Annotated in this window: 21 protein-coding genes; 16 read left to right on the top strand and 5 right to left on the bottom strand. The window is 53.1% G+C overall.

What is annotated here, in order from left to right:
• Positions 1-11: 11 nt before the first annotated feature.
• Genes kdsB through coaE form a run of 7 tightly spaced genes read left to right on the top strand, consistent with a single transcriptional unit; the run spans position 12 to position 6,787 of the window.
• Positions 12-791, top strand: coding sequence for a 3-deoxy-manno-octulosonate cytidylyltransferase (gene kdsB, locus QGH09_10255; GenBank protein HJO18568.1), 780 nt, complete (start codon positions 12-14; stop codon positions 789-791).
• Positions 792-802: 11 nt separating this feature from the next.
• Positions 803-2,473, top strand: coding sequence for a CTP synthase (locus QGH09_10260; GenBank protein HJO18569.1), 1,671 nt, complete (start codon positions 803-805; stop codon positions 2,471-2,473).
• 8 nt (positions 2,474-2,481) lie between these two features.
• Positions 2,482-3,354 (top strand): 3-deoxy-8-phosphooctulonate synthase, encoded by an 873-nt coding sequence (gene kdsA / locus QGH09_10265; protein ID HJO18570.1) that lies wholly within the window; start codon positions 2,482-2,484, stop codon positions 3,352-3,354.
• A gap of 16 nt (positions 3,355-3,370) precedes the next feature.
• Positions 3,371-4,363: a KpsF/GutQ family sugar-phosphate isomerase gene (locus QGH09_10270; protein HJO18571.1), complete on the top strand. Its 993-nt coding sequence runs from the start codon at positions 3,371-3,373 to the stop codon at positions 4,361-4,363.
• Positions 4,364-4,391: 28 nt separating this feature from the next.
• Positions 4,392-4,937 (top strand): HAD-IIIA family hydrolase, encoded by a 546-nt coding sequence (locus QGH09_10275; GenBank protein HJO18572.1) that lies wholly within the window; start codon positions 4,392-4,394, stop codon positions 4,935-4,937.
• A complete protein-coding gene (locus QGH09_10280; protein ID HJO18573.1) occupies positions 4,930-6,165 on the top strand; it encodes a tetratricopeptide repeat protein in 1,236 nt (411 codons plus the stop codon). Before QGH09_10275 ends, QGH09_10280 begins: the two co-directional genes overlap by 8 nt.
• A gap of 19 nt (positions 6,166-6,184) precedes the next feature.
• Positions 6,185-6,787, top strand: coding sequence for a dephospho-CoA kinase (gene coaE, locus QGH09_10285; GenBank protein HJO18574.1), 603 nt, complete (start codon positions 6,185-6,187; stop codon positions 6,785-6,787).
• Positions 6,788-6,795: 8 nt separating this feature from the next.
• Here coaE and QGH09_10290 read toward each other — a convergent pair whose 3' ends face one another.
• Complete coding sequence (locus QGH09_10290) at positions 6,796-7,731, bottom strand: bifunctional 5,10-methylenetetrahydrofolate dehydrogenase/5,10-methenyltetrahydrofolate cyclohydrolase (GenBank protein HJO18575.1); 936 nt, start codon at positions 7,729-7,731, stop codon at positions 6,796-6,798.
• A gap of 190 nt (positions 7,732-7,921) precedes the next feature.
• Here QGH09_10290 and QGH09_10295 point away from each other — a divergent pair, with 190 nt between their 5' ends.
• Positions 7,922-9,289, top strand: coding sequence for a sodium-dependent transporter (locus QGH09_10295; protein ID HJO18576.1), 1,368 nt, complete (start codon positions 7,922-7,924; stop codon positions 9,287-9,289).
• 40 nt (positions 9,290-9,329) lie between these two features.
• Positions 9,330-10,724 carry a sodium:alanine symporter family protein gene (locus tag QGH09_10300; GenBank protein ID HJO18577.1) on the top strand — a complete coding sequence of 465 codons (1,395 nt, stop codon included), beginning with the start codon at positions 9,330-9,332 and terminating at the stop codon, positions 10,722-10,724.
• 15 nt (positions 10,725-10,739) lie between these two features.
• On the opposite strand, the gene thiE is transcribed toward QGH09_10300, so the two are convergent.
• Genes thiE through QGH09_10320 form a run of 4 tightly spaced genes read right to left on the bottom strand, consistent with a single transcriptional unit; the run spans position 10,740 to position 14,533 of the window.
• Complete coding sequence (gene thiE / locus QGH09_10305; GenBank protein ID HJO18578.1) at positions 10,740-11,369, bottom strand: thiamine phosphate synthase; 630 nt, start codon at positions 11,367-11,369, stop codon at positions 10,740-10,742.
• A gap of 53 nt (positions 11,370-11,422) precedes the next feature.
• Positions 11,423-12,793: an acetyl-CoA carboxylase biotin carboxylase subunit gene (gene accC, locus QGH09_10310; protein HJO18579.1), complete on the bottom strand. Its 1,371-nt coding sequence runs from the start codon at positions 12,791-12,793 to the stop codon at positions 11,423-11,425.
• A 41-nt stretch (positions 12,794-12,834) separates the two neighbouring features.
• On the bottom strand, positions 12,835-13,338 hold the full coding sequence (gene accB / locus QGH09_10315; GenBank protein ID HJO18580.1) for an acetyl-CoA carboxylase biotin carboxyl carrier protein: 504 nt from the start codon (positions 13,336-13,338) through the stop codon (positions 12,835-12,837).
• Positions 13,339-13,363: 25 nt separating this feature from the next.
• Complete coding sequence (locus QGH09_10320; GenBank protein ID HJO18581.1) at positions 13,364-14,533, bottom strand: Xaa-Pro peptidase family protein; 1,170 nt, start codon at positions 14,531-14,533, stop codon at positions 13,364-13,366.
• 316 nt (positions 14,534-14,849) lie between these two features.
• Here QGH09_10320 and rplM point away from each other — a divergent pair, with 316 nt between their 5' ends.
• The 7 genes from rplM (at position 14,850) to QGH09_10355 (ending at position 19,801) form a co-directional block, all read left to right on the top strand.
• Entirely contained in the window at positions 14,850-15,281 is a 432-nt protein-coding gene (rplM, locus tag QGH09_10325) for a 50S ribosomal protein L13 (GenBank protein HJO18582.1), read from the top strand.
• Between the two features lie 2 nt (positions 15,282-15,283).
• Positions 15,284-15,676 carry a 30S ribosomal protein S9 gene (gene rpsI, locus QGH09_10330; GenBank protein HJO18583.1) on the top strand — a complete coding sequence of 131 codons (393 nt, stop codon included), beginning with the start codon at positions 15,284-15,286 and terminating at the stop codon, positions 15,674-15,676.
• A 60-nt stretch (positions 15,677-15,736) separates the two neighbouring features.
• Positions 15,737-16,522 (top strand): 30S ribosomal protein S2, encoded by a 786-nt coding sequence (gene rpsB, locus QGH09_10335; protein HJO18584.1) that lies wholly within the window; start codon positions 15,737-15,739, stop codon positions 16,520-16,522.
• A gap of 98 nt (positions 16,523-16,620) precedes the next feature.
• Positions 16,621-17,223, top strand: a complete 603-nt coding sequence (gene tsf, locus QGH09_10340) for a translation elongation factor Ts (GenBank protein ID HJO18585.1) — start codon at positions 16,621-16,623, stop codon at positions 17,221-17,223.
• A 67-nt stretch (positions 17,224-17,290) separates the two neighbouring features.
• Positions 17,291-18,007, top strand: coding sequence for a UMP kinase (pyrH, locus tag QGH09_10345; GenBank protein HJO18586.1), 717 nt, complete (start codon positions 17,291-17,293; stop codon positions 18,005-18,007).
• A gap of 22 nt (positions 18,008-18,029) precedes the next feature.
• Positions 18,030-18,599 (top strand): ribosome recycling factor, encoded by a 570-nt coding sequence (gene frr / locus QGH09_10350; GenBank protein ID HJO18587.1) that lies wholly within the window; start codon positions 18,030-18,032, stop codon positions 18,597-18,599.
• Positions 18,600-18,622: 23 nt separating this feature from the next.
• Positions 18,623-19,801 (top strand): threonine synthase, encoded by a 1,179-nt coding sequence (locus QGH09_10355; protein ID HJO18588.1) that lies wholly within the window; start codon positions 18,623-18,625, stop codon positions 19,799-19,801.
• Positions 19,802-19,824 lie beyond the last annotated feature (23 nt).

The raw sequence follows: 19,824 nt of genomic DNA on the forward strand, positions 1-19,824 counted from the left end.
CGAAATCATTTGTGGTAACATTCGTCGTGCACCCTTCAACAACCTTTAGTTCCCTCAAGACTCTCACCAAGTCTTCGATCGTCGCTATCATCCCTGCTCGTTACGCGTCCTCACGACTTCCAGGAAAAGCACTCATCGACCTCGCCGGTAAACCGATGATTGAGCACGTCTACAGGCGTGCATCTTCGGTTCCAGAACTTGATGCAGTCATCGTCGCAACTGACGACGACCGGATTATCAGTGCCGTTCTGGGTTTCGGTGGGCACGCCGAGAGGACTCAGTCAACCCATCGCTCTGGCACAGAACGAGTTGCTGAAGTCGCCGCGAGATTGCCCTGCGCCATCGTTGTCAACATACAGGGCGATGAACCGCTCATCGAACCTTCGATGATTAAGGAAGCACTTGAAATGGTTCGTTCTGAGCCATCAGTGCAAATGTGCACACTGCGTAGACAAATTACAGAACCCGCAGAGTTAGCGAATCCGAGTATCGTGAAGGTCGTCGTCGATAGTCACGGAGACGCCTTGTACTTCTCTCGACACAAGATCCCTCATTCAGTGTCCCCTGTGGAACCGATTTTCTATAAACATATCGGGCTCTACGTTTATAGGAGACATCTCCTACTCGAGTTGGCAACATTGCCACCCATGCCACTTGAAACCGCCGAGTCGCTTGAACAACTTCGCGTACTGGAACACGGCTACACAATCAGGACCGTTGAGGCAAAGAGTGATTCATTTGGAGTTGACACACCCGAAGATGTCGAACGGGTTCGTCGGTCTTTGACCTAAGGAGTTCGATCGTGACCGAGCCTTCGCAGGATAGGAAAGAACGGCCAACTAAATACATTTTCGTGACGGGTGGCGTGGTGTCATCCTTAGGTAAAGGATTGGCCGCAGCGTCACTGGGTTGCTTGCTCGAAGGGCACGGGCACAAGGTAACGATGCTGAAGTTCGATCCTTACGTCAATGTCGATCCCGGAACAATGAGCCCATACCAGCACGGTGAAGTGTATGTCACCAACGACGGCGCAGAAACCGACCTAGATCTCGGACACTATGAGCGCTTCACCAGTACGATCACGACACGTAATCACAATTGGACAACCGGAAAAATTTTCCTGTCTGTAATTAATAAAGAGCGCCGAGGTGATTATCTCGGTCGCACCGTGCAGATAATCCCACACATCACTGATGAGATTAAGAGAAACATTCGTGGTGTCTCCGACGAGGCTGACGTCGTTCTCGTGGAGGTCGGCGGGACTGTCGGCGACATCGAGAGCCAGCCTTTCCTCGAAGCAATCCGTCAAATGCGTCAGGACGTAGGTCGCGAAAACACCCTTTACGTCCACTTAACATTAGTGCCCTTTATTGGCACAGCAGGTGAAGTCAAGACCAAGCCAACCCAGCACAGTGTTCGCGATCTTCGTGCTATTGGCATTCAACCCGACATTCTGCTATGTCGAACTGACCGGATACTCGAAACCGAAATTAAGAAGAAAATCGCTCTGTTCTGTGACGTCAGCGAAGAAGCCGTTATCACGGCACGGGATGTTGACAACATTTACAAGGTGCCCCTCGTCCTCGCAGCTGAAGGACTTGACCGCATAGCTCTTAAACATCTCAACCTATCTAACGAGCGGCGTAACATGCGGGCGTGGGAAGACCTCGTGAATCGGATTCAGCACCCAAAAGACAACCTGACGATCTGCGTGGTTGGTAAGTACGTGGGCTACGAGGATTCCTATAAGAGTCTAAACGAAGCGGTCTACCACGCGGGCTTTAAGCATGGTTTAAAGATTAAGATTAAATGCATTGAATCCGAAGAGCTTGAGGTTCCCGACGGCGAACAATTACTAGATGACGCTGATGGCATTCTTGTGCCCGGTGGTTTTGGAGATCGTGGTAGCCGAGGCATGATGTGCGCTACTCGAATTGCCCGAGAACGATTAATTCCCTATTTTGGGATCTGTTACGGCTTCCAGTGGGCCGCAGTGGAGTTCGCACGAAACGTTTGTGGCTTACGGGACGCGGATTCCACTGAGTGCTCACCTAATACACCGCACAAGGTTATCTACAAATTACGCGATCTCCTCGGAGTGGATGATTTGGGTGGAACCATGCGGCTCGGTGCGTACGCTTGTGAGCTCACAGCCGACTCAAAGTCGTTCGCGGCCTACGGTAAGCGTCAGATTAGCGAACGGCACCGCCACCGGTACGAATTCAACCGCGAATATGAGCAACCACTAGCGGAACATGGTCTACGAATAGCTGGACAATCTCCCGATGGTAAATTCGTTGAGGTACTCGAATTGCCAGAACATCCGTGGTACGTGGCAGTCCAGTTTCACCCAGAATTTAAGTCGAAGCCCCTCCAGCCACACCCCCTGTTCGACCACTTCGTTGGTGCTAGCTACCAGCATAAACGGGGTATCTCAAGCCAAACCGAAACCGCTCCATCCCTGGCTAAATGACCGTTGTAATGACTCTGTCACATCCGACGCCGGTTTATAATGAACCAATGGAAACGGTCACAGTCGGAGGCATCGGATTTGGCGGAAACCATCGCCTTGCGCTGATCGGTGGACCCTGTGTTATCGAGAGCGAGGCGCACGCTTTGTCGCTAGGTGAACGTATTAAGACAATCACTTCACGCCAGAACGTTCCACTAGTCTTCAAGGCATCATTCGATAAGGCGAACCGAACATCACTTCATTCCTTTCGTGGTCCTGGAATCGATGAGGGCCTCCGTATCCTTGACCGCGTCAAACGTGAGCTAGACCTTCCGATTCTCACAGACATTCACGAGGCAGCACAGGCTGCACCGGTCGCCGAGGTAGCTGACGCCTTGCAAATTCCTGCGTTTCTCTCACGCCAAACCGATCTCCTGATTGCAGCCGCTCGAACTGGCCGACCTGTTAACCTAAAAAAGGGACAATTCTTAGCACCAGGGGACATGCGTTATGCAATCGCAAAAATTACTGAGAGCGGTAATAGTCAGGTAGTTGTGACAGAGCGAGGGGTTACATTCGGATACAACAACCTTATGGTCGATATGCGTGCCTTTCCTCAGCTTCGTAGTTTGGGAGTACCTGTGGTCTTCGATGTAACTCACAGCCTTCAACTGCCCGGCGGCGCGGATGGTGAGTCAAGCGGTCAAGCCGAATTCATCACACCTCTTGCTTCTGCTGGAGTGGCTGCCGGAATCGATGGACTATTTCTCGAAATCCATGATTCCCCCACTAAGGCTATGAGCGATGGACCGAACGCGTGTCCACTCGACGAATTAGAACCGCTACTGCAACGCCTCGTCCGAATTGACGATGTGGTGCGGACAACTCCGACGCGTGTGTAATTCGCGAAAAGCCAACATGCCAGACCAGCCCGCTTCGGACTCTGGAAACAATGCCGGCCTGACGTTGGCGCGTCAGGTTCTCGAAACTGAGGCTGCGGCCATCTTAGCGCTTCTTGATCGTCTCGACACAGCATTCGAACGCGCGGTTGACTTGCTCCAGCGCTGCTCAGGAACAATCATCGTTACCGGCATGGGAAAGTCAGGCATCATCTGTCGAAAAATTGCTGCAACGCTTTCAAGTACGGGGACTCCTGCATTCTTCTTGCATCCGGCCGAGGCCATCCACGGCGATCTTGGGGCGGTCCAACCCGACGATGCCGTACTCGCGCTCTCTTACAGCGGGGAAACAGATGAGCTATTACGACTGCTCGAAACGATCCGGCGTCGAGACATACGCTTGATCGCCGTTACTGGCAATCCTTCATCAGCACTTGGCCGGGCCGCGGACGTCACTCTCAACTGTCGAGTTGGTGAAGAAGCTTGTCCGCTCAATCTAGTGCCGACTGCCAGTACCACCGCGTCGTTGGCTATAGGGGACGCACTAGCTATGGTACTCAGCGTCAGAAAGGGTTTCCAGCAGGAGGACTTCGCGATAAACCATCCTGGCGGGAAGCTCGGCGAGCGCCTAATGAGAGTCGACCAACTAATGCACGGTGGTCCTCAGCTACCCTGCGTCGAGTCCACAACTCCCATGCGTGACGTAATCTACGAAATGTCGAGTAAGGGTCTTGGCATGACCTGCGTAGCCAATGCCGACCATTGCCTTCTGGGAATCATCACTGATGGCGATCTACGTCGACATATGAACGACTCAGCTGATTTCCTCACCTGTGCTGCAAGCGATGTCATGACTTCGGCGCCAGTCACAATCCAGGGAACCGCTCTCGCTGTTACAGCGCTAAATACCATGGAAGCGAAGCGCATCACGTCACTTGTTGTCGTTGATGTCAACCGTGTTATCCAAGGGGTGTTGCACGTGCACGACCTCTGGCGAGTTGAGCAATTCTGAACTCTAGTTGCACAACGAAAGTAACACCATGTCGGTCCATAATAAAGCCTCGAGAATTCGCCTACTGCTGTTCGATGTTGACGGTGTTCTCACCGACGGTCGAATAGAACTACACCCGGATGGCAGCGAATCAAAATGTTTTCATATCCGCGACGGCGCAGCGATTATGTGGGCCAATCGGGCCGGTCTACTAACAGGCATTCTCTCAGCGCGTACTTCAGTTGCGACAACGTTACGAACCAAGCAACTTGAAATGCCCATTGTTCTCCAAGGAGTCACAGTAAAGCTCTCCGCGTACGAACAAGTCCTAGCCAATTATCAGCTGACTGACACTGAAGTCGCTTACATGGGCGATGACTTACTCGACTTAGCAGTGCTCGCCCGGGTCGGTCTCTCTGCTGCGCCAGCCGACGCTGCTATTGGCGTAAGACAGAAGGTCGACTGGATCAGCTCGGCACGCGGCGGTGAAGGTGCTGCACGTGATTTGATTGAAGTCGTCCTGAGAGCTCGATCGCTCTGGCCGCCGATTGTTGAGTCTCAAGCCGACCCAGAATCCGATCTATCCCATGGATGAAACAGCTTCTGTCACATTTGTTAGCGTGTTAGTAGCCTTACTCATCGGCCTTACCATTGGAAAGGCCTGGGAACGCTATAAATTGCGTGGGGGTCGCTGGATTGATCGTCGAAAAGCCAGGGAATCTCCCCATTACATCCTTGGTCTTAACTTCCTAGTCTCGAACCAAGTCGATCTGGCAATCGAGGAACTGAGTAACGCTGCTGGCCTTGACGCAGACGCGCTTGAAGTCCATATGATTCTGGGCAACCTCTATCGTGAAAAAGGTCAGGTCGCCCGTGCGATCCAAGTTCACCAAGACCTACTGCAACGATCAGGACTTAGCACTATCGAACATGCGCATGTGCTCCTTTGCCTTGGACTTGACTTTAAACGTGGCGGTATCGTCGATCGAGCGCTAGAAACGTTTAATGAAGTTCTTCGGCTCGATTCTGATAACCACTATGCTCTACTATACCTAGGAAGGCTTTACGAAGATCAACACCAGTGGCCCGAAGCCTACGCAATACGGAAGCGCGTGATGGCAGTCGCCGAGCCCGAATCACAGGCCTCCCATCGTTCCATTCTTGCTTTCCTTGAAACTGAGATCGGCCAAGAAGCTCGATCCAAGGCTGATGTAAAGGAGGCTATCTCTCGCTTTGAGTCGGCCATAGCGCTTGACAAGAGCACGGTGCCGGCATACCTAAACCTAGGTGACGTACGCTTAGCCTCGGGTGACGCCAAAGGGGCGGTCTCAGCTTGGGAACACATCATTAACGTAGAGCCAAGTCACGCTTACCTAGCTTTCGACCGACTCGACGACGCCTACCCTAAAATCGGTTCCCCCAAGAAGTTTCAGGAGTTATGCCGTCAGTTGATCACATCAAACCCGTTTGACTGGCGGGCACGTCAGGCCCTAGCACGGCACCTAGCTGAGCGAGGCTCGGTCCGTGACGCACTGGAACTCCTCCTTGAAGCGCTCATACACAATCCACACGCTCTTTCAATCCATCAATCGATTTTTCAAACGTTGACTGAACTCAACTTCGACACGGTTCTTGTGCAGCGCTACGTTGAATTAACCCGTGGCGCTATCTTTTACCTCGACCCGCATATTTGCATAAACTGTCATTATCGAAGCTTGGAACTGTTATGGAAGTGTCCTCAGTGCCACGAGTGGAAGACCTTTCTCGAAGCACGGATGGCACCTGCAAAGGAACCAACGAATCCGCACCGCGAACGCGAATGAACCCACTTGGGACTTCGGCATGCTAAGAATTGGCCTCACGGGAGGACTTGCGACCGGCAAGAGTCACGTTAGAGTTCGAGTTGCCACCCTAGGGCTGCCGACAGTCGATGCAGACACAATCGCTAGAGAGGTAGTCCGTCCTGGTCAACCAGCTTGGCGCGACATACGTCAACGCTTCAGTAAAGGCATTTGGAAAACTGATGGTTCTCTCAATCGAGCGGCTCTCGCTTCAATTATCTTTTCCGACGAAGTAGCCCGAAAAGACCTGGAGGGCATCCTTCATCCTCGCGTCTATTCAGAGATTAGAAACTGGCTTGATGACCTAGCGCAGGCGCGTATCCACCGTGCCGCCGTTGCCGACATCCCGCTACTTTATGAAACTGGACACGACGATGATTTTGATAAGGTCATTGTCGTTGCGTGCGATGCCAAAACACAGTTGCAACGTGTCATGGCCCGGGATGGGCTCAGCAAAGAAGACGCTCAGCAACGAATTTCTATCCAACTTCCAACGGCGCAGAAGGCGGCACGAGCTGATGTTGTGATTTCAACAGAGGGAACACTGAAAGAGACCGATGCACAGATCGACCGATTCGTGCAGGAGCTAGATCAAGCGATCTAGCCGCTGTGTTAGACGGCCTTTCCCAGATGCATTTCCGCGGCTCGGACAGTATTAACCATCAACATCGCAACAGTGAGGGGACCGACGCCCCCAGGCACTGGCGTCAACGCGCCAGCCGTTTCACTAACAGCTGGATGAACGTCTCCTACCAATAGAGATCCACGTCGCGCAAACGTTTGAAGCCTAGGTGAACTAGGCAGCAGCAGGTTCTTCACAATAGCTTCATCTACCAAGCGATTAACTCCTACATCGATCACCGTGGCCCCAGGCTTGACAAACTCCGACGTTACGAACGCTGGTCGACCCAATGCTGCGATGAGAACATCAGCCTCTCTAGCCACCGCACTTAGGTCGCGCGTCTTCGAGTGACAAACTGTGACCGTGGCATGGCGATGAAGCAGCATGAGAGCAACTGGCTTACCAACTATTTGGCTGCGTCCGATCACAACAGCACGCTGACCTTTAAGATTGATACCACTCCGGTCGAGGAGTTCGAGAATTCCAGAAGGGGTACAAGGAGCAAACACAGAGCGTCCCTGGGCTAACCGGCCGACGTTGGTTGGATGAAAACCGTCGACGTCTTTCGTAGGATCAATCGCCTCAAAAAGCATGCTCTCTGCAGCAGTCCCGAGCGCGCTGGGCAAAGGTGCCTGAACTAAGATGCCATCGTGGTCCTGACTACGATTGAACCGGCACACGACCTCCTTAGCTTTATCAAGCGTGGCCGTCTTCGGTAACCGAACTACATCAACTTTCAAGCCCAACGCGTCACCGGCTTTTGACTTAGTATTTACATATACTTCAGACGCCGCATCATCTCCAACGAGCAGGATTCCCAATGTTGGAGGACGTCGAGCAGCCAGCCTACAGGCCTCAACGCGTGCAATGAGTTCTGCGCGAATATCGGCCGCGATGCACCTACCGTCTAAGACTCGGGCTGCCATACCGAAACGCCTACAGTTAGATCCTTCCACCAACTAGATAAAAACCAACAGGACATCGAAACAATCCCATTCTAACAGCCCCAAACATCATCTTTACAGTAATAGTGGGAGTTTCGGCTTTGGAACCCGTGGGAACTTCAGTAGAATGCCGCCGCCCCTATATGATCAAGCATGCAGCCTGGAGACGTTGTTGACTATCAGTGATCGTGGCACGTGGGGTTCACGGTTCGGTTTCGTGCTGGCTGCGGCAGGGTCGGCTGTCGGCCTCGGAAACATCTGGGGCTTCCCGACAAAGGTCGGACAGAACGGCGGCGGCGCCTTCGTTTTGGTCTACCTAGCTTGCGTAATTTTTATCTGCCTCCCCATTCTCATCGCCGAACTGGCGATCGGTCGACATACCAAGAGTGACCCTGTCAGCGCGTACGCAAAACTCAGCCCAAGAACTAGGTGGTGGATGGCGGGCGCACTCGGCGTGGCAGCCGGATTCGGGGTTCTATCTTTCTACTCCGTCATTGCTGGATGGGTGCTCGCCTACATCTGGTTCAGTGCAACCGGCACAGTGAGTAGTGGAGCACTCGAAAGTGCCACATTCTTCACCGAATTTACGGCTCGTGCACCTATCAACCTAATGCTGACCTTCGTGATGCTGGCAGCCACAGCTGTTGTATTGCTTGGAGGCATCCGCTCAGGCATCGAACGCGTCTCAAGATTTCTCATGCCAGTGCTAGCGGTTCTCCTGGTCGGGCTAGCCATCCGTGCCATCACACTGCCAGGCGCGGCCGAAGGGGTCGCATATTACCTGAAGCCAGACTTCAGCAAGGTAATGAATTTTGGCACCCTCAACGCTGCTCTGGGTCAGGCGTTCTTCTCATTGAGTCTCGGTCTTGGAACAATGTTGGTTTACGGAAGCTATCTAACCCGACGTGAAGGTATCGCTAAAGCGGCTGTTATGGTGGTAGTTATCGACACCTGCCTAGCTTTACTTGCCGGCTTCATGATCTTCCCGTCAGGATTCTCAATTCCTGGATTCGACCCCAGCAGCCAAGGACCCGGGCTCATCTTCGTTGTGCTACCTAGGCTGTTTGCATCTCTCCCTGGAGGCCAGTTTTTTGGAGCCGCTTTCTTCATCTTGTTAACCTTGGCTGCTCTTACTTCAGCGATTTCGCTCCTCGAGGTTCCCGTAGCTCATTTCATTGACACACACAGTTGGAGCCGCACTCGGGCGGTGCTCGTTGTGATGATGGCGACTTTTGTCCTCGCCATTCCGTCAGTTCTAGCCAGTGGCGCTAATAATTTTTTTACGAGTCTTCCAATTATCGGCCTCGACTTCCTAACACTGATGATCACGGTCTGGAACGATTTTGCCTTGCCGATTGGAGGACTTCTGACCGCAGTATTCGTCGGTTACGTCTGGCGCATTGACAGTGCACTCGAGGAGCTTTTGGCTGAACAGGCGTGGTTTCCAGGACGTCAGTTCTGGGGCCTACTCATCCGCTACGCTTGCCCAGCAGCCATTTTTCTTATCATCTTCGGCACTTTACAAAGCTTAATCGCCTGATATTATTCGCCAACGTTAATCTCGATTTAAGGAGCCGCGGGTGGAAGAACTGACGCAGCAAATCCAAGCCATCGAAAGTTCTGTGTACGAGTGGTATGCGGTTCCCCTAATTCTCTTGGCCACGGGTGGACTCATTACCATCACAACAGGGTTGGTGCAGATTCGCCGTTTCCCAGCTGCCTTCCGCATGGTATTCGCTGGAGCCTTTAAGAAGAATACCGCCCAAGACGGGACCATCACTCCGTTTCAGGCTCTATCAACAGCTCTCGCCTCAACCGTCGGCAATGGCAATATCGGTGGCGTAGCCACCGCCATAATCATCGGTGGACCGGGGGCTATCTTTTGGATGTGGGTCTGTGCAGCAGTCGGCATGGCCACGAAGTACGCTGAGGCGGTTCTAGGCGTCCACTTCCGGGTAACCCGTGAGACAGGCGAATTGGCGGCGGGTCCGATGTACTACATCACCGGTGGAATCCCTTATGGGTGGCTTGCGAAACCGCTAGCTTACGCCTTCGCGTTCTTCGGCGCCGTAGCTTGTTTACTTGGCACAGGCAACATGGCCCAGTCGAACACAGTCGCACGAACGTTCGTGGAAGCGGCGCGAACAATTTTCAACCTCGACGTGCCTCTCTGGTTTCCCGGCATACTGATCACGACCGCTGTCGGACTCGTGTTAATCGGCGGCATCAAGCGAATTGCTGCCGTTGCGGAAAAGCTGGTGCCGTCGATGATCGTTGTCTATCTCGCAGTGGCAATGGTCTATATCCTGATGAACGTGACCGAACTGCCGGCAATGTTTGGATTAATCATCTCCCGGGCTTTTTCACCCTCGGCCGCGGTTGGAGGCTTCGTCGGCGCCTCAGTCGCTCAGGCCTTGGCTGCTGGAATTAGCCGTGGCGTACTCTCGAATGAAGCTGGGCTAGGTAGCGCACCGATCGCGCACGGGATTGCCAATGTAAAACATCCCTCTGAGCAGGGCTTGGTTGGTATCTTTGAAGTCTTCGTCGACACAATCTTGGTGTGCTCGATGACCGCATTCATCATTCTCTCCTCAGGCCTGTGGACAGACCCAAGTTACCAACAGGCAAGCGGCGATCTAACCGCTGCCGCCCTGAGCACCAGCATTCCGTTTGCCTCCCTGATGGTCGCGGTGTGCTCCTTCCTCTTTGGCTTTTCGACGCTCATCGGCTGGTGCTACTACGGTGAAAAATGCTTCGAGTTCCTGTTCGGCTCGGACAAGATCCTGATCTACCGAGTGCTGTTCACGGCGCTCGTCATGGTCGGTTCGGTCATTTCAGTGCCTATGGTCTGGGCTATCGGCACGCTGTTAAATGGATTTATGGCGTTTCCAAATCTGATAGGCCTGATCTTCCTCGTTGGAACCGTTAAGAAGTTGACTCAAGAATACTTCGAGGGCACTAACACAAGCAGCTAGGACAAGAACTCTTACTCAATCAGTGAGAGCGTCGAGAAATTCAGCTGCTCGGCGTTCCGGATTACCCCCGGTCAGCAGGTCGGAGATTACCGCAACCGACGTTGCACCAGCGCAGATCACACTACGTGCACGCTCCAGGGTAATACCGCCAATACCAACAAGCGGTACGCCCTTGACACGTTCGGCAGCTTGCGCGACAAACTCTAGCCCCACAACCGCATCGGAAGCCGTCTTACTCTGCGTCTCAAAGACTGGGCCAACAGCCACGTAGGAGGTCGGCCCGGACAGGGCGACATTGAGTTGTCGCAGGGTGTGGGTCGAGAGGCCTATCAAAGCTTCCGGTCCTACGATCTGCCGTGCGGCATCCACCGGCAAGTCCTCTTGACCAAGGTGGAGGCCGCGAGCACCGGAAAGCCTGACAAGATCGGCACGATCGTTCAAAATAATGCTCGCTCCATATCGAATGCCTAGGTTGACGATGGTGTCAGCCCAGACCATAAAGGTCTTGCTCGATACTGACTTGGCCCGCAGCTGCACAAGCCGCGCCCCGCCACGCATCACGGCCTCGGCAAGCTGCGTGACCTCCCAGCCATGGCGGGATGACACATCAGCATCAACAATTGCGTAAAGTGGGGACAGCGGCATGGACACGCTTAGGACTTAGGTTTTGTAACGCGACAGATACGCCTACAATAGAACTAGACAGCCTTAGCCAAACCTTTACGTGGTCGATTTGCCTGGAACCGCTCCAGAAAGGTCGTATCAAACTCGGCCGCCACGAATCCAGGGTCCTCCAGAATGGCTTGATGGAGAGGGATGTTCGTCTTGATCCCTTCGATGACTGTCATATCAAGTGTACGCCTTAGACGAGCAATTGCCTCGTTGCGGTCGCGCCCGTGCGCGACGACCTTCGCCACAAGCGAATCATAAAACGGGGACACCGTGCAGCCAGCATGCGCGTAAGTATCGAGTCTAATACCCGGGCCACCTAAGAAACTGAACGTCTCGATCACTCCTGGCGATGGCACGAAGGTGTCGGGGTCCTCGGCATTGATTCGGCATTCGATCGAGTGGCCGTCAAAGTTCACCCCCCTCTGCTGGAAGCCCAACTTCTCACCAGCGGCGATCCGAATCTGCTCCTTGACAATATCAATTCCTGTGATCATTTCCGTCACAGGATGTTCGACCTGAAGCCGAGCATTCGCTTCTATGAAGTAGAAGTTACGCTTGCCGTCCAAAAGAAACTCAAAGGTTCCAGCATTTTGATACTGCACAGCCTTAGCAGCATGCACAACCGTTTTTCCCAACTTCTTGCGCAACCGGTTGGTAAGGGCCACCGATGGAGCCTCCTCGAGAATCTTCTGGTGACGACGTTGAATCGAACACTCACGTTCTCCGAGGTGAATGACATGACCGTGTTGATCGGCGAGCACCTGCACTTCAATGTGTCGAGGTGCTTCAACGAATTTCTCGATATATACATCGCGGAATCCAAACGCCACTTCAGCTTCGTGTTGAGCCGTCTGGAAAGCCACTTCCAATTCCGGGAATGACCGTACCACCCGTAGCCCTCTCCCACCACCACCAGCCGTCGCCTTAATGATGAGCGGAAATCCAATCTTCTTACCGAGAACCTGAGCCTTCTCTAACCCTTCGACCGGCCCGTCACTACCTGGGAGGACCTTCACACCAGCTTTCTTCATCGCTCGGCGCGCCCTCGCCTTATCACCCATCAGACGCATCACGGTCTGATCGGGACCAATGAATTTGATACGACAGGACTCACAGGCTTCGGCGAGAAACGCACTTTCCGACAGAAAGCCATATCCGGGATGCAATGCGTCAACGCCAGTGATCTCAGCAGCGCTGATCACTGCTGGCACGCTCAAATAGCTATCGATGCTTCTGGCAGGGCCGATACAGACTGACTCATCAGCAAAACCGACATGGACGGAGTGCTCATCCGCGTCGGAGTAAACCGCTACCGTCTTGATATCCAGCTCACGACAGGCGTGGATGACACGAAGTGCGATTTCACCACGATTGGCAATCAGGATCTTCTTGAACATTTAGCTTGAAAATTAAGAATGAGGACAGAACTTGTCCGGTTTCAACTGACCCTTGGACGGACGCGCATGGAAAACAGCTGGTCACCGTACTGAACGGGCTGACCGTTTTCAACAAGAATCTCGGCGATCTCGCCATCCTCTTCAGCATTGATCTCGTTCATCAACTTCATCGCTTCAATGATGCACAAAACTTGCCCTTTGCCCACTTTGTCGCCGACCTCAACGAACGGTTTAGCCTCAGGATCTGGAGCACGAAAAAATGTTCCAACAATCGGCGACTTAACTACTGACAGATCAGTGGACCCATCCACGTCAGTCCCAAACGTCGATTCAACTGACTGAGCGGCGATCAGAGCAGGCGCTGGTGCCGAAACAGCGGTCACGGCACCATGGTCATGCGAACCCTCGCGCTTGATCCGGAGACGGACACCTTCCTTCTCAATTTCGAACTCTGAGAGGTTATGCTCCTGAGCAAGCTCAATGATTTCCTTGATCTCGTCAAGATTATTAAGGTGCAACTCTTTTCGCCCAACTTTGTTGGTCATGTTTGCTTCCGTAGTCGGTTAAGACTCAAGACTGAACCCACAGATCCCGTCTAACGTCTGTAAGTAACTCATGCCCTTCGTCGGTCACAAGAACGTCGTCTTCGATACGTACCCCACCTTGACCCGGCTCGTAGGCCCCCGGTTCAACAGTGAACACCATGCCGGGAACCAAGAGCACGTCGGATCCTTCAGCCATAGCGTGCTCGCGGTCCGAATCACGCTTCGAGATTCTCGGATCCTCGTGAATCTCCAAGCCTAGGCCATGTCCCGTCCCATGGTTGAAAGCCTCACCGAGCCCACTCTCCTCAAGCACCCGGCGCGCTGCACCATCAACTTCACTCGCCCACACACCAGGACGGACCGTAGCAATCGCCGCTTCCTGAGCAGCTGCGACAGCTGAGTGGAGACGTCGAGCAACCTTACTGGGCGTCCCAATAGTCGCCACGCGGCTCAGGTCAACACAGTATCCGTCGAGGACCCCGCCGAAGTCTAGCAGGACTATGTCACCCTCTGTGAAAACTCTAGTACCTGGTTGTGCGTGTGGTAGGGCACTATTGGGGCCGGAGGCAACGATGGTATCAAATGCTGGCCGCTCGAAACCAGCATTGCGTAGGCTGGCATCAATCTCAATTGCTACATCACGTTCCTGACGACCTGGTTCGATAATACGGTTTATGTCAACTGCAACCATTGAGAGAAGCCGTCCAGCCTCACGCAGGGTAGTCCGCTCATAGTCATCCTTCACAGCCCTCACCTTCTCAACAACTCGAGACGTGGCCACCAATTCGGGAACTGAATGCCCGGAGGCCAATGCCCGCTCGAGTGCAGTGGATAGATAGATGTGGGCTTGAACAGTCAACCGGTCTGATTCGAAGCCCAACTTCTCAGCATTGGACGACACCAGAAGGTCTCCGAGTGTGCTCTCATAGCTATGAGCCACAGACCTCACTTCGATGTAACTCGGTCCATGACTTGATTGAAGCAATTCCCGAGCAGCTGTTAAATATCGACCGTCGGTCACCAAGATGCAGCCAGTGCGAGAGACCAGGAGGGATGCTGAAGAACCCTCAAAGTTTGTGAGATATCGAACATTCGGTACGTGACTAACAAGAAACGCATCTAGGTGTTCATCATCGAGTTTTTCCCAGACTCGTTCAAGACGCCTCGTTAGATCCTTCGAAGTCGGCTTACCCATCACCCAAACATTTTCGGAATGCTATTGGCCTGCGCAGACCACCAAATTGGGAGCATAAACTAAACCACCTGGTGAGCCTTATCGGCCCTTCGACCACAAACAAACAGAGTAACACTGTCCATTGTCCGACTGGCTAAGCTCTTCAGAAAATCATCGGTCAGCAAATAGGAATCGCAGCGAGGTCGAAACGGTGTCGAATGCAATTACCAACGGTACTTCTTGCCGCCCATTTGAGGGGTTGATTCCTTGACACCACCTGTAATCGACCGTATCATTTGGGTTTGCGGTTACGAGGTGGTTCCTGTAGAGGTAGTTGATGAAAACGTTTGTGGCGTCATCGAAGAACTTGGAGCGCAAGTGGCATCTGATTGACGCCGAGGGTCAGATCCTTGGGCGGATCGCAACGGTCGCGGCACGCCTCCTCCAGGGTAAGCACCGTCCGCAGTACACAACTTTCATTGATACTGGTGACCATGTCATTGTCGTCAACGCTGCACAGGTCAAATTGAGTGGTCGCAAAGAAGACCAAAAACTTTATCGACGGCACAGCGGTTATCAAGGCGGTCTTCGAGAAGAAAGTGCAAGACTTGTTCGTCAGCGGAAACCAATCCGTCTGGTTGAACAGGCAGTGCGGGGCATGCTTCCCAAGACAAAGCTAGGGAACACGATGTACCGTAAGCTAAATGTATACGCTGGCCCGGACCACCCACACTCCGCCCAGAAACCTACCGCCCTTGAGGTTGCGTAACCTTGGCAGATAGTCAATTCTACGGCACCGGACGTCGGAAGACGTCCACTGCTCGCGTCTTTCTCCGCCCTGGTACCGGTAACATTCAGGTCAACCGGCGTTCGCTGAATGTGAGCTTTCCGACCGAAGTGCTTCGGATGCAAATTCTGCAACCGCAGCAACTGACTGAAACTCTTGGCCAGTATGATGTTCTGGCCACGGCGACTGGTGGCGGCGTTTCTGGGCAAGCCGGCGCCTTACGGTTAGGAATCGCACGCGCTTTGGTTAAAGCGAACCCAAGCCTCCGCGCCGATCTCAAGCAAGCTGGCTTTCTGACTCGCGATCCCCGAATCAAGGAACGCAAAAAGTATGGTCTAGCCGGTGCACGCAAGCGATTCCAATTTAGCAAGCGATAAAAGTATTGTGATTACAAGACAGGACCTGAATTCGGCGGAAACCCGCGTAGGAGAAGACGCTTGAGTGCAGTCGAATTAAAGGAACTCCTCGAGTCTGGTGTCCATTTTGGCCATCAGACGAGGCGCTGGAACCCAAAGATGAAGGAGTACATCTTTGGGGAACGGAACGGCATTTACATCATCGACCTCAGCAAGACAGCCAAGCTCTTTTATGAGGCAACGCAGTTCGTTTCTTCGCTAGCCGCAGAAGGCCGCACAATCCTTTTCGTTGGCACTAAACGTCAAGCTCAGGATGTTGTTATCGAAGAAGCACGGCGCTGCGGAATGTTCTTCGTTAATCAGAGATGGCTGGGTGGCCTACTAACTAACTTCACGACGATTCAACGAAGCATCGGACGGCTTCGCGATCTGGAAGCAATGGGCACCGATGGACGCTACGAAACACTGTCGAAGAAGGAAATTTCACGGCTCGAGAAGGAGAAGCGAAAACTTCATAAAAATCTTGATGGCATCCGCAAGATGTCAAAACTGCCAGACGCGGTATTCGTTGTCGATACGCGCAAGGAAAAAATTGCGGTCGATGAGGCAAGGAAGCTCAAGATCCCGATCATAGGTATCGTCGACACGAACTGCGACCCGGACGACGTCGATTATGTTATCCCTGGTAATGACGACGCGTTGCGAGCTATCAAGTTGATTGTGGGTAAGTTCGCAGATGCCGTTATCGAAGGACGGGGTCTTCGAGAATCTAGCCAATCGGAACGTGCGGCCGGCGACACCACCCCTTCTGACTCGGCGAGTCAAGCGGTTAGTGCTGAGCAGGCAACTACCCCTGCTTCTGCCTAAGGATAACGCGCCCAGCTTCGATCGAGCCGGCCCAGCTGCGCGCCGGCATTTTTTCTGTACATTGCTCGCCATGCGGGCCAAGCACCTGGAGAAAGTCGATGAGTATCTCAGCCACAGACGTTAAGGTTCTACGCGATAAGACCGGAGTGGGCTTTATGGAATGCAAGGCGGCCCTTACCGAAGCTCAGGGTGACACCGAACAAGCGATGACCATCCTACGAAAACGTGGGCTCGCTAAGGCCGCTAAGCGCGCTGGCCGTTCAACCGATCAGGGCGTTGTAGGAAGTTACATCCATACAGGCGGTAAAATCGGCGTGCTCATTGAGGTAAACTGCGAGACCGATTTCGTCGCAAGAACGGAGGACTTTCAGCAGCTCGTAAAGGAGCTAGCTATGCATGTGGCTGCGGCTAACCCACTTTATGTTCGGCGAGAGGACGTGCCCGCCAAAACGATTGAACAGGAAAAAGGAATCTTTCAATCTCAACTAGAAGACAAGGGCAAGCCGCCTCATGTGGTCGAAAAGATTCTAGAAGGCAAGCTTGAAAACTATTACTCAGAAATTGTATTGATCGACCAACCATCAATTCGTGATCCAAAAACAACGGTTGGCCAGCTTGTTACGTCTGCGATCGCAAAAATGGGCGAGAACGTCACGATCTCACGTTTCGCAAGATTTAAGATCGGCGAGGAACAAGCCTGACGCCTTCGATGACTTCAGTAAAGCTAATCCACTACGAGTCGGTTGGCGATCTATAATCTCCACGATCATGCCCTCACCAGCATACCAGCGTGTCATCCTCAAGCTTTCTGGAGAAGCCCTCCTTGGACCTGAGTCCTTCGGAATTGATCCGAACGTAACCACACAGATCGCTGAAGAAATTGCCGCGGTGCACCGGCTCGGCGTCGAAGTGGCCATCGTCATTGGTGGCGGAAACATTTTTCGCGGACTTGCTGCGACTGCCCGTGGAATGGACCGGGGCACTGCCGACTATATGGGCATGCTGGCAACGGTCATTAATGCCCTTGCGCTACAGGACGCTCTTGAACAAATTCAGGTGGTGACCAGGGTCGTTACCGCCGTAGAGATGCGCGCAGTCGCCGAGCCATTTATTCGTCGTCGAGCTATCCGCCATTTAGAGAAAAGGCGTGTCGTCGTCTTCGCCGCCGGTACTGGTAATCCATACTTCACAACGGACACGGCAGCTGCGCTCCGTGCAATGGAGATCAGAGCCGATGTCATTCTTAAGGGTACCAAAGTTGATGGGATTTACACCGCTGATCCACTAAAGGATCCTGAAGCGACACGTTTTGATTCAATTTCTTACATAGAGGTCCTCGAACAGGGCTTAAAGGTCATGGATGCTACTGCTATTTCGCTCTGCATGGATAATAGTCTGCCGATCGTCGTTTTCAACATCCAGCAACCCGGTAACCTAATGCGTGCCATTATGGGCGAGTCGGTTGGATCGCTAGTGAAGGTCTGAACTAGTTGCGGAAAGAGGCGCGATGGATGTCAATAATCTGAAAGAGCTCTATGCTGAAGTCGATAAGCGAATGAATAGTCTGATCGAGCACGCCCGTCGAGAGCTCTCAGGCGTGCGCACAGGACGTGCCTCGATCACGATTCTTGACGGCGTGCACGTTGATGCGTACGGCGCGTCAGTACCACTCAACCAGGTGGCCAGCTTGTCCGTTCCCGAGCCGATGCTTATCGCAGTGCAGCCATTTGATCCCTCCTTGAGCGGTGCAATTGAAAAAGCTATCCAAGCAGCCAATCTAGGCCTCAACCCGAATAACGATGGAAAGATGATCCGAATTCCGATTCCGCCCCTAACCGATGAACGCCGTAAAGAGTTGTCGAAGGTTGTCCACAAACTTGCCGAGGAAAGTCGAAACGGTGTACGCCAGGCACGGCGCGACGCGAACGACCAACTCAAGAAAATGCTCAAGAATAAGAACGTCTCTGAAGACGAAGAACGTCGTGCCTTAGAGCATGTTCAAGAACTAACCAATGAACATGTGAAAAGTATTGATGATGTTCAAGAGAAGAAAGACGACGAACTCCTAAACCGTTAGCACCGGCGGCCGACCTAGTGTCCATGTCATACGTATCGCATCTTGAGTGCTCCGCCAATTGCGGAGCCACTCCCCTAGACCCTCACGAGCAACATCATCTCTGTTCGTGTGGAATGCCGTTGTTAGTTCGCTACCATCTTGACCGCGTAGCCAACATTTGGAAGAAGTCGACTCTAGTGGACCGACCGCCAACCATGTGGCGCTACAAAGAGATGATGCCTCTTCTGGGCGATGGCGAACCGGTTACGTTGGGTGAAGGCTTCACTCCACTCTTCCACGCAAAGTCGCTTGGACGAAAACTCGGCTTACAGGCACTCTACATCAAAGACGAATCACTCAACCCGACCAACTCATTCAAAGCTCGCGGACTGTCAGCTGCTGTAACACGAGCTCGTGCGTTAAAAGCCCATACCTTGTCAGTACCATCAGCCGGAAATGCTGCTAATGCAATGGCCGCCTATGCGGCGCAAGCTGGTATCCCAGCAAAGGTCTTTATGCCAAAAGATGTCAAGCGACCATTCATCCGTGAATGCGAGCTTTATGGTGCAGACGTCACGCTGGTTGATGGACTGATCACCGACGCCGGCCGCTTAGCAGCAGAGAGAGGTGGACCACTCGGATGGTACGATGTATCTACCTTAAAAGAGCCCTATCGAATAGAGGGCAAGAAGACGATGGCCTACGAATTAGCTGAGCAGCTTGACTGGGAATGGCCAGATTGGATTATTTACCCGACCGGCGGAGGCACGGGAATGGTTGGCATGTGGAAGGCAATGGACGAGCTCGAAACGATCGGCTGGGTTTCAAAGGGTCGGCGACCACGCATGGTTACCGTACAGGCGTCTGGGTGCGCACCAATCGTCAGAGCATTTGAGAAAGGCACCGAATTCGCTGAACCGTGGATTAACGCACATACCGTTGCCGATGGCTTACGTGTACCGAAAGCCATTGGGGACTTCCTCATCCTCAGAGCCCTTCGCGAAAGCGGCGGATGCGCGATCGCAGTCGATGATGTCGACATGGTTGGTTATATGCGCGATCTCGGCCACTACGAAGGCATCAGCGCCGCGCCTGAAGGTGGAGCCGCTCTTGGAGCCCTACATAAATTAATTGGCAATAACTCCATCAAACCGGAAGACAAGGTTGTTCTGTTTAACACGGGTGGAGCGCTAAAATACCTTGACGTTCTAGATTCCATCTGATTTCTGGTGACTCCAATTTCCCA

The organism is Vicinamibacterales bacterium (genome assembly GCA_036012125.1).
Lineage (GTDB): Bacteria > Acidobacteriota > Vicinamibacteria > Vicinamibacterales > UBA823 > UBA11600.

What these genes read in the sequence shown, in the direction of transcription:
- kdsA (HJO18570.1), top strand. Translation starts at nt 2,482, where the DNA reads ATGACTCTGTCACATCCGACGCCGGTTTATAATGAACCAATGGAAACG.
- QGH09_10270 (HJO18571.1), top strand. Translation starts at nt 3,371, where the DNA reads ATGCCAGACCAGCCCGCTTCGGACTCTGGAAACAATGCCGGCCTGACG.
- QGH09_10275 (HJO18572.1), top strand. Translation starts at nt 4,392, where the DNA reads ATGTCGGTCCATAATAAAGCCTCGAGAATTCGCCTACTGCTGTTCGAT.
- QGH09_10280 (HJO18573.1), top strand. Translation starts at nt 4,930, where the DNA reads ATGGATGAAACAGCTTCTGTCACATTTGTTAGCGTGTTAGTAGCCTTA.
- coaE (HJO18574.1), top strand. Translation starts at nt 6,185, where the DNA reads ATGCTAAGAATTGGCCTCACGGGAGGACTTGCGACCGGCAAGAGTCAC.
- QGH09_10290 (HJO18575.1), bottom strand. Translation starts at nt 7,731, where the DNA reads ATGGCAGCCCGAGTCTTAGACGGTAGGTGCATCGCGGCCGATATTCGC.
- thiE (HJO18578.1), bottom strand. Translation starts at nt 11,369, where the DNA reads ATGCCGCTGTCCCCACTTTACGCAATTGTTGATGCTGATGTGTCATCC.
- accC (HJO18579.1), bottom strand. Translation starts at nt 12,793, where the DNA reads ATGTTCAAGAAGATCCTGATTGCCAATCGTGGTGAAATCGCACTTCGT.
- accB (HJO18580.1), bottom strand. Translation starts at nt 13,338, where the DNA reads ATGACCAACAAAGTTGGGCGAAAAGAGTTGCACCTTAATAATCTTGAC.
- QGH09_10320 (HJO18581.1), bottom strand. Translation starts at nt 14,533, where the DNA reads ATGGGTAAGCCGACTTCGAAGGATCTAACGAGGCGTCTTGAACGAGTC.
- rplM (HJO18582.1), top strand. Translation starts at nt 14,850, where the DNA reads ATGAAAACGTTTGTGGCGTCATCGAAGAACTTGGAGCGCAAGTGGCAT.
- tsf (HJO18585.1), top strand. Translation starts at nt 16,621, where the DNA reads ATGAGTATCTCAGCCACAGACGTTAAGGTTCTACGCGATAAGACCGGA.
- pyrH (HJO18586.1), top strand. Translation starts at nt 17,291, where the DNA reads ATGCCCTCACCAGCATACCAGCGTGTCATCCTCAAGCTTTCTGGAGAA.
- frr (HJO18587.1), top strand. Translation starts at nt 18,030, where the DNA reads ATGGATGTCAATAATCTGAAAGAGCTCTATGCTGAAGTCGATAAGCGA.
- QGH09_10355 (HJO18588.1), top strand. Translation starts at nt 18,623, where the DNA reads ATGTCATACGTATCGCATCTTGAGTGCTCCGCCAATTGCGGAGCCACT.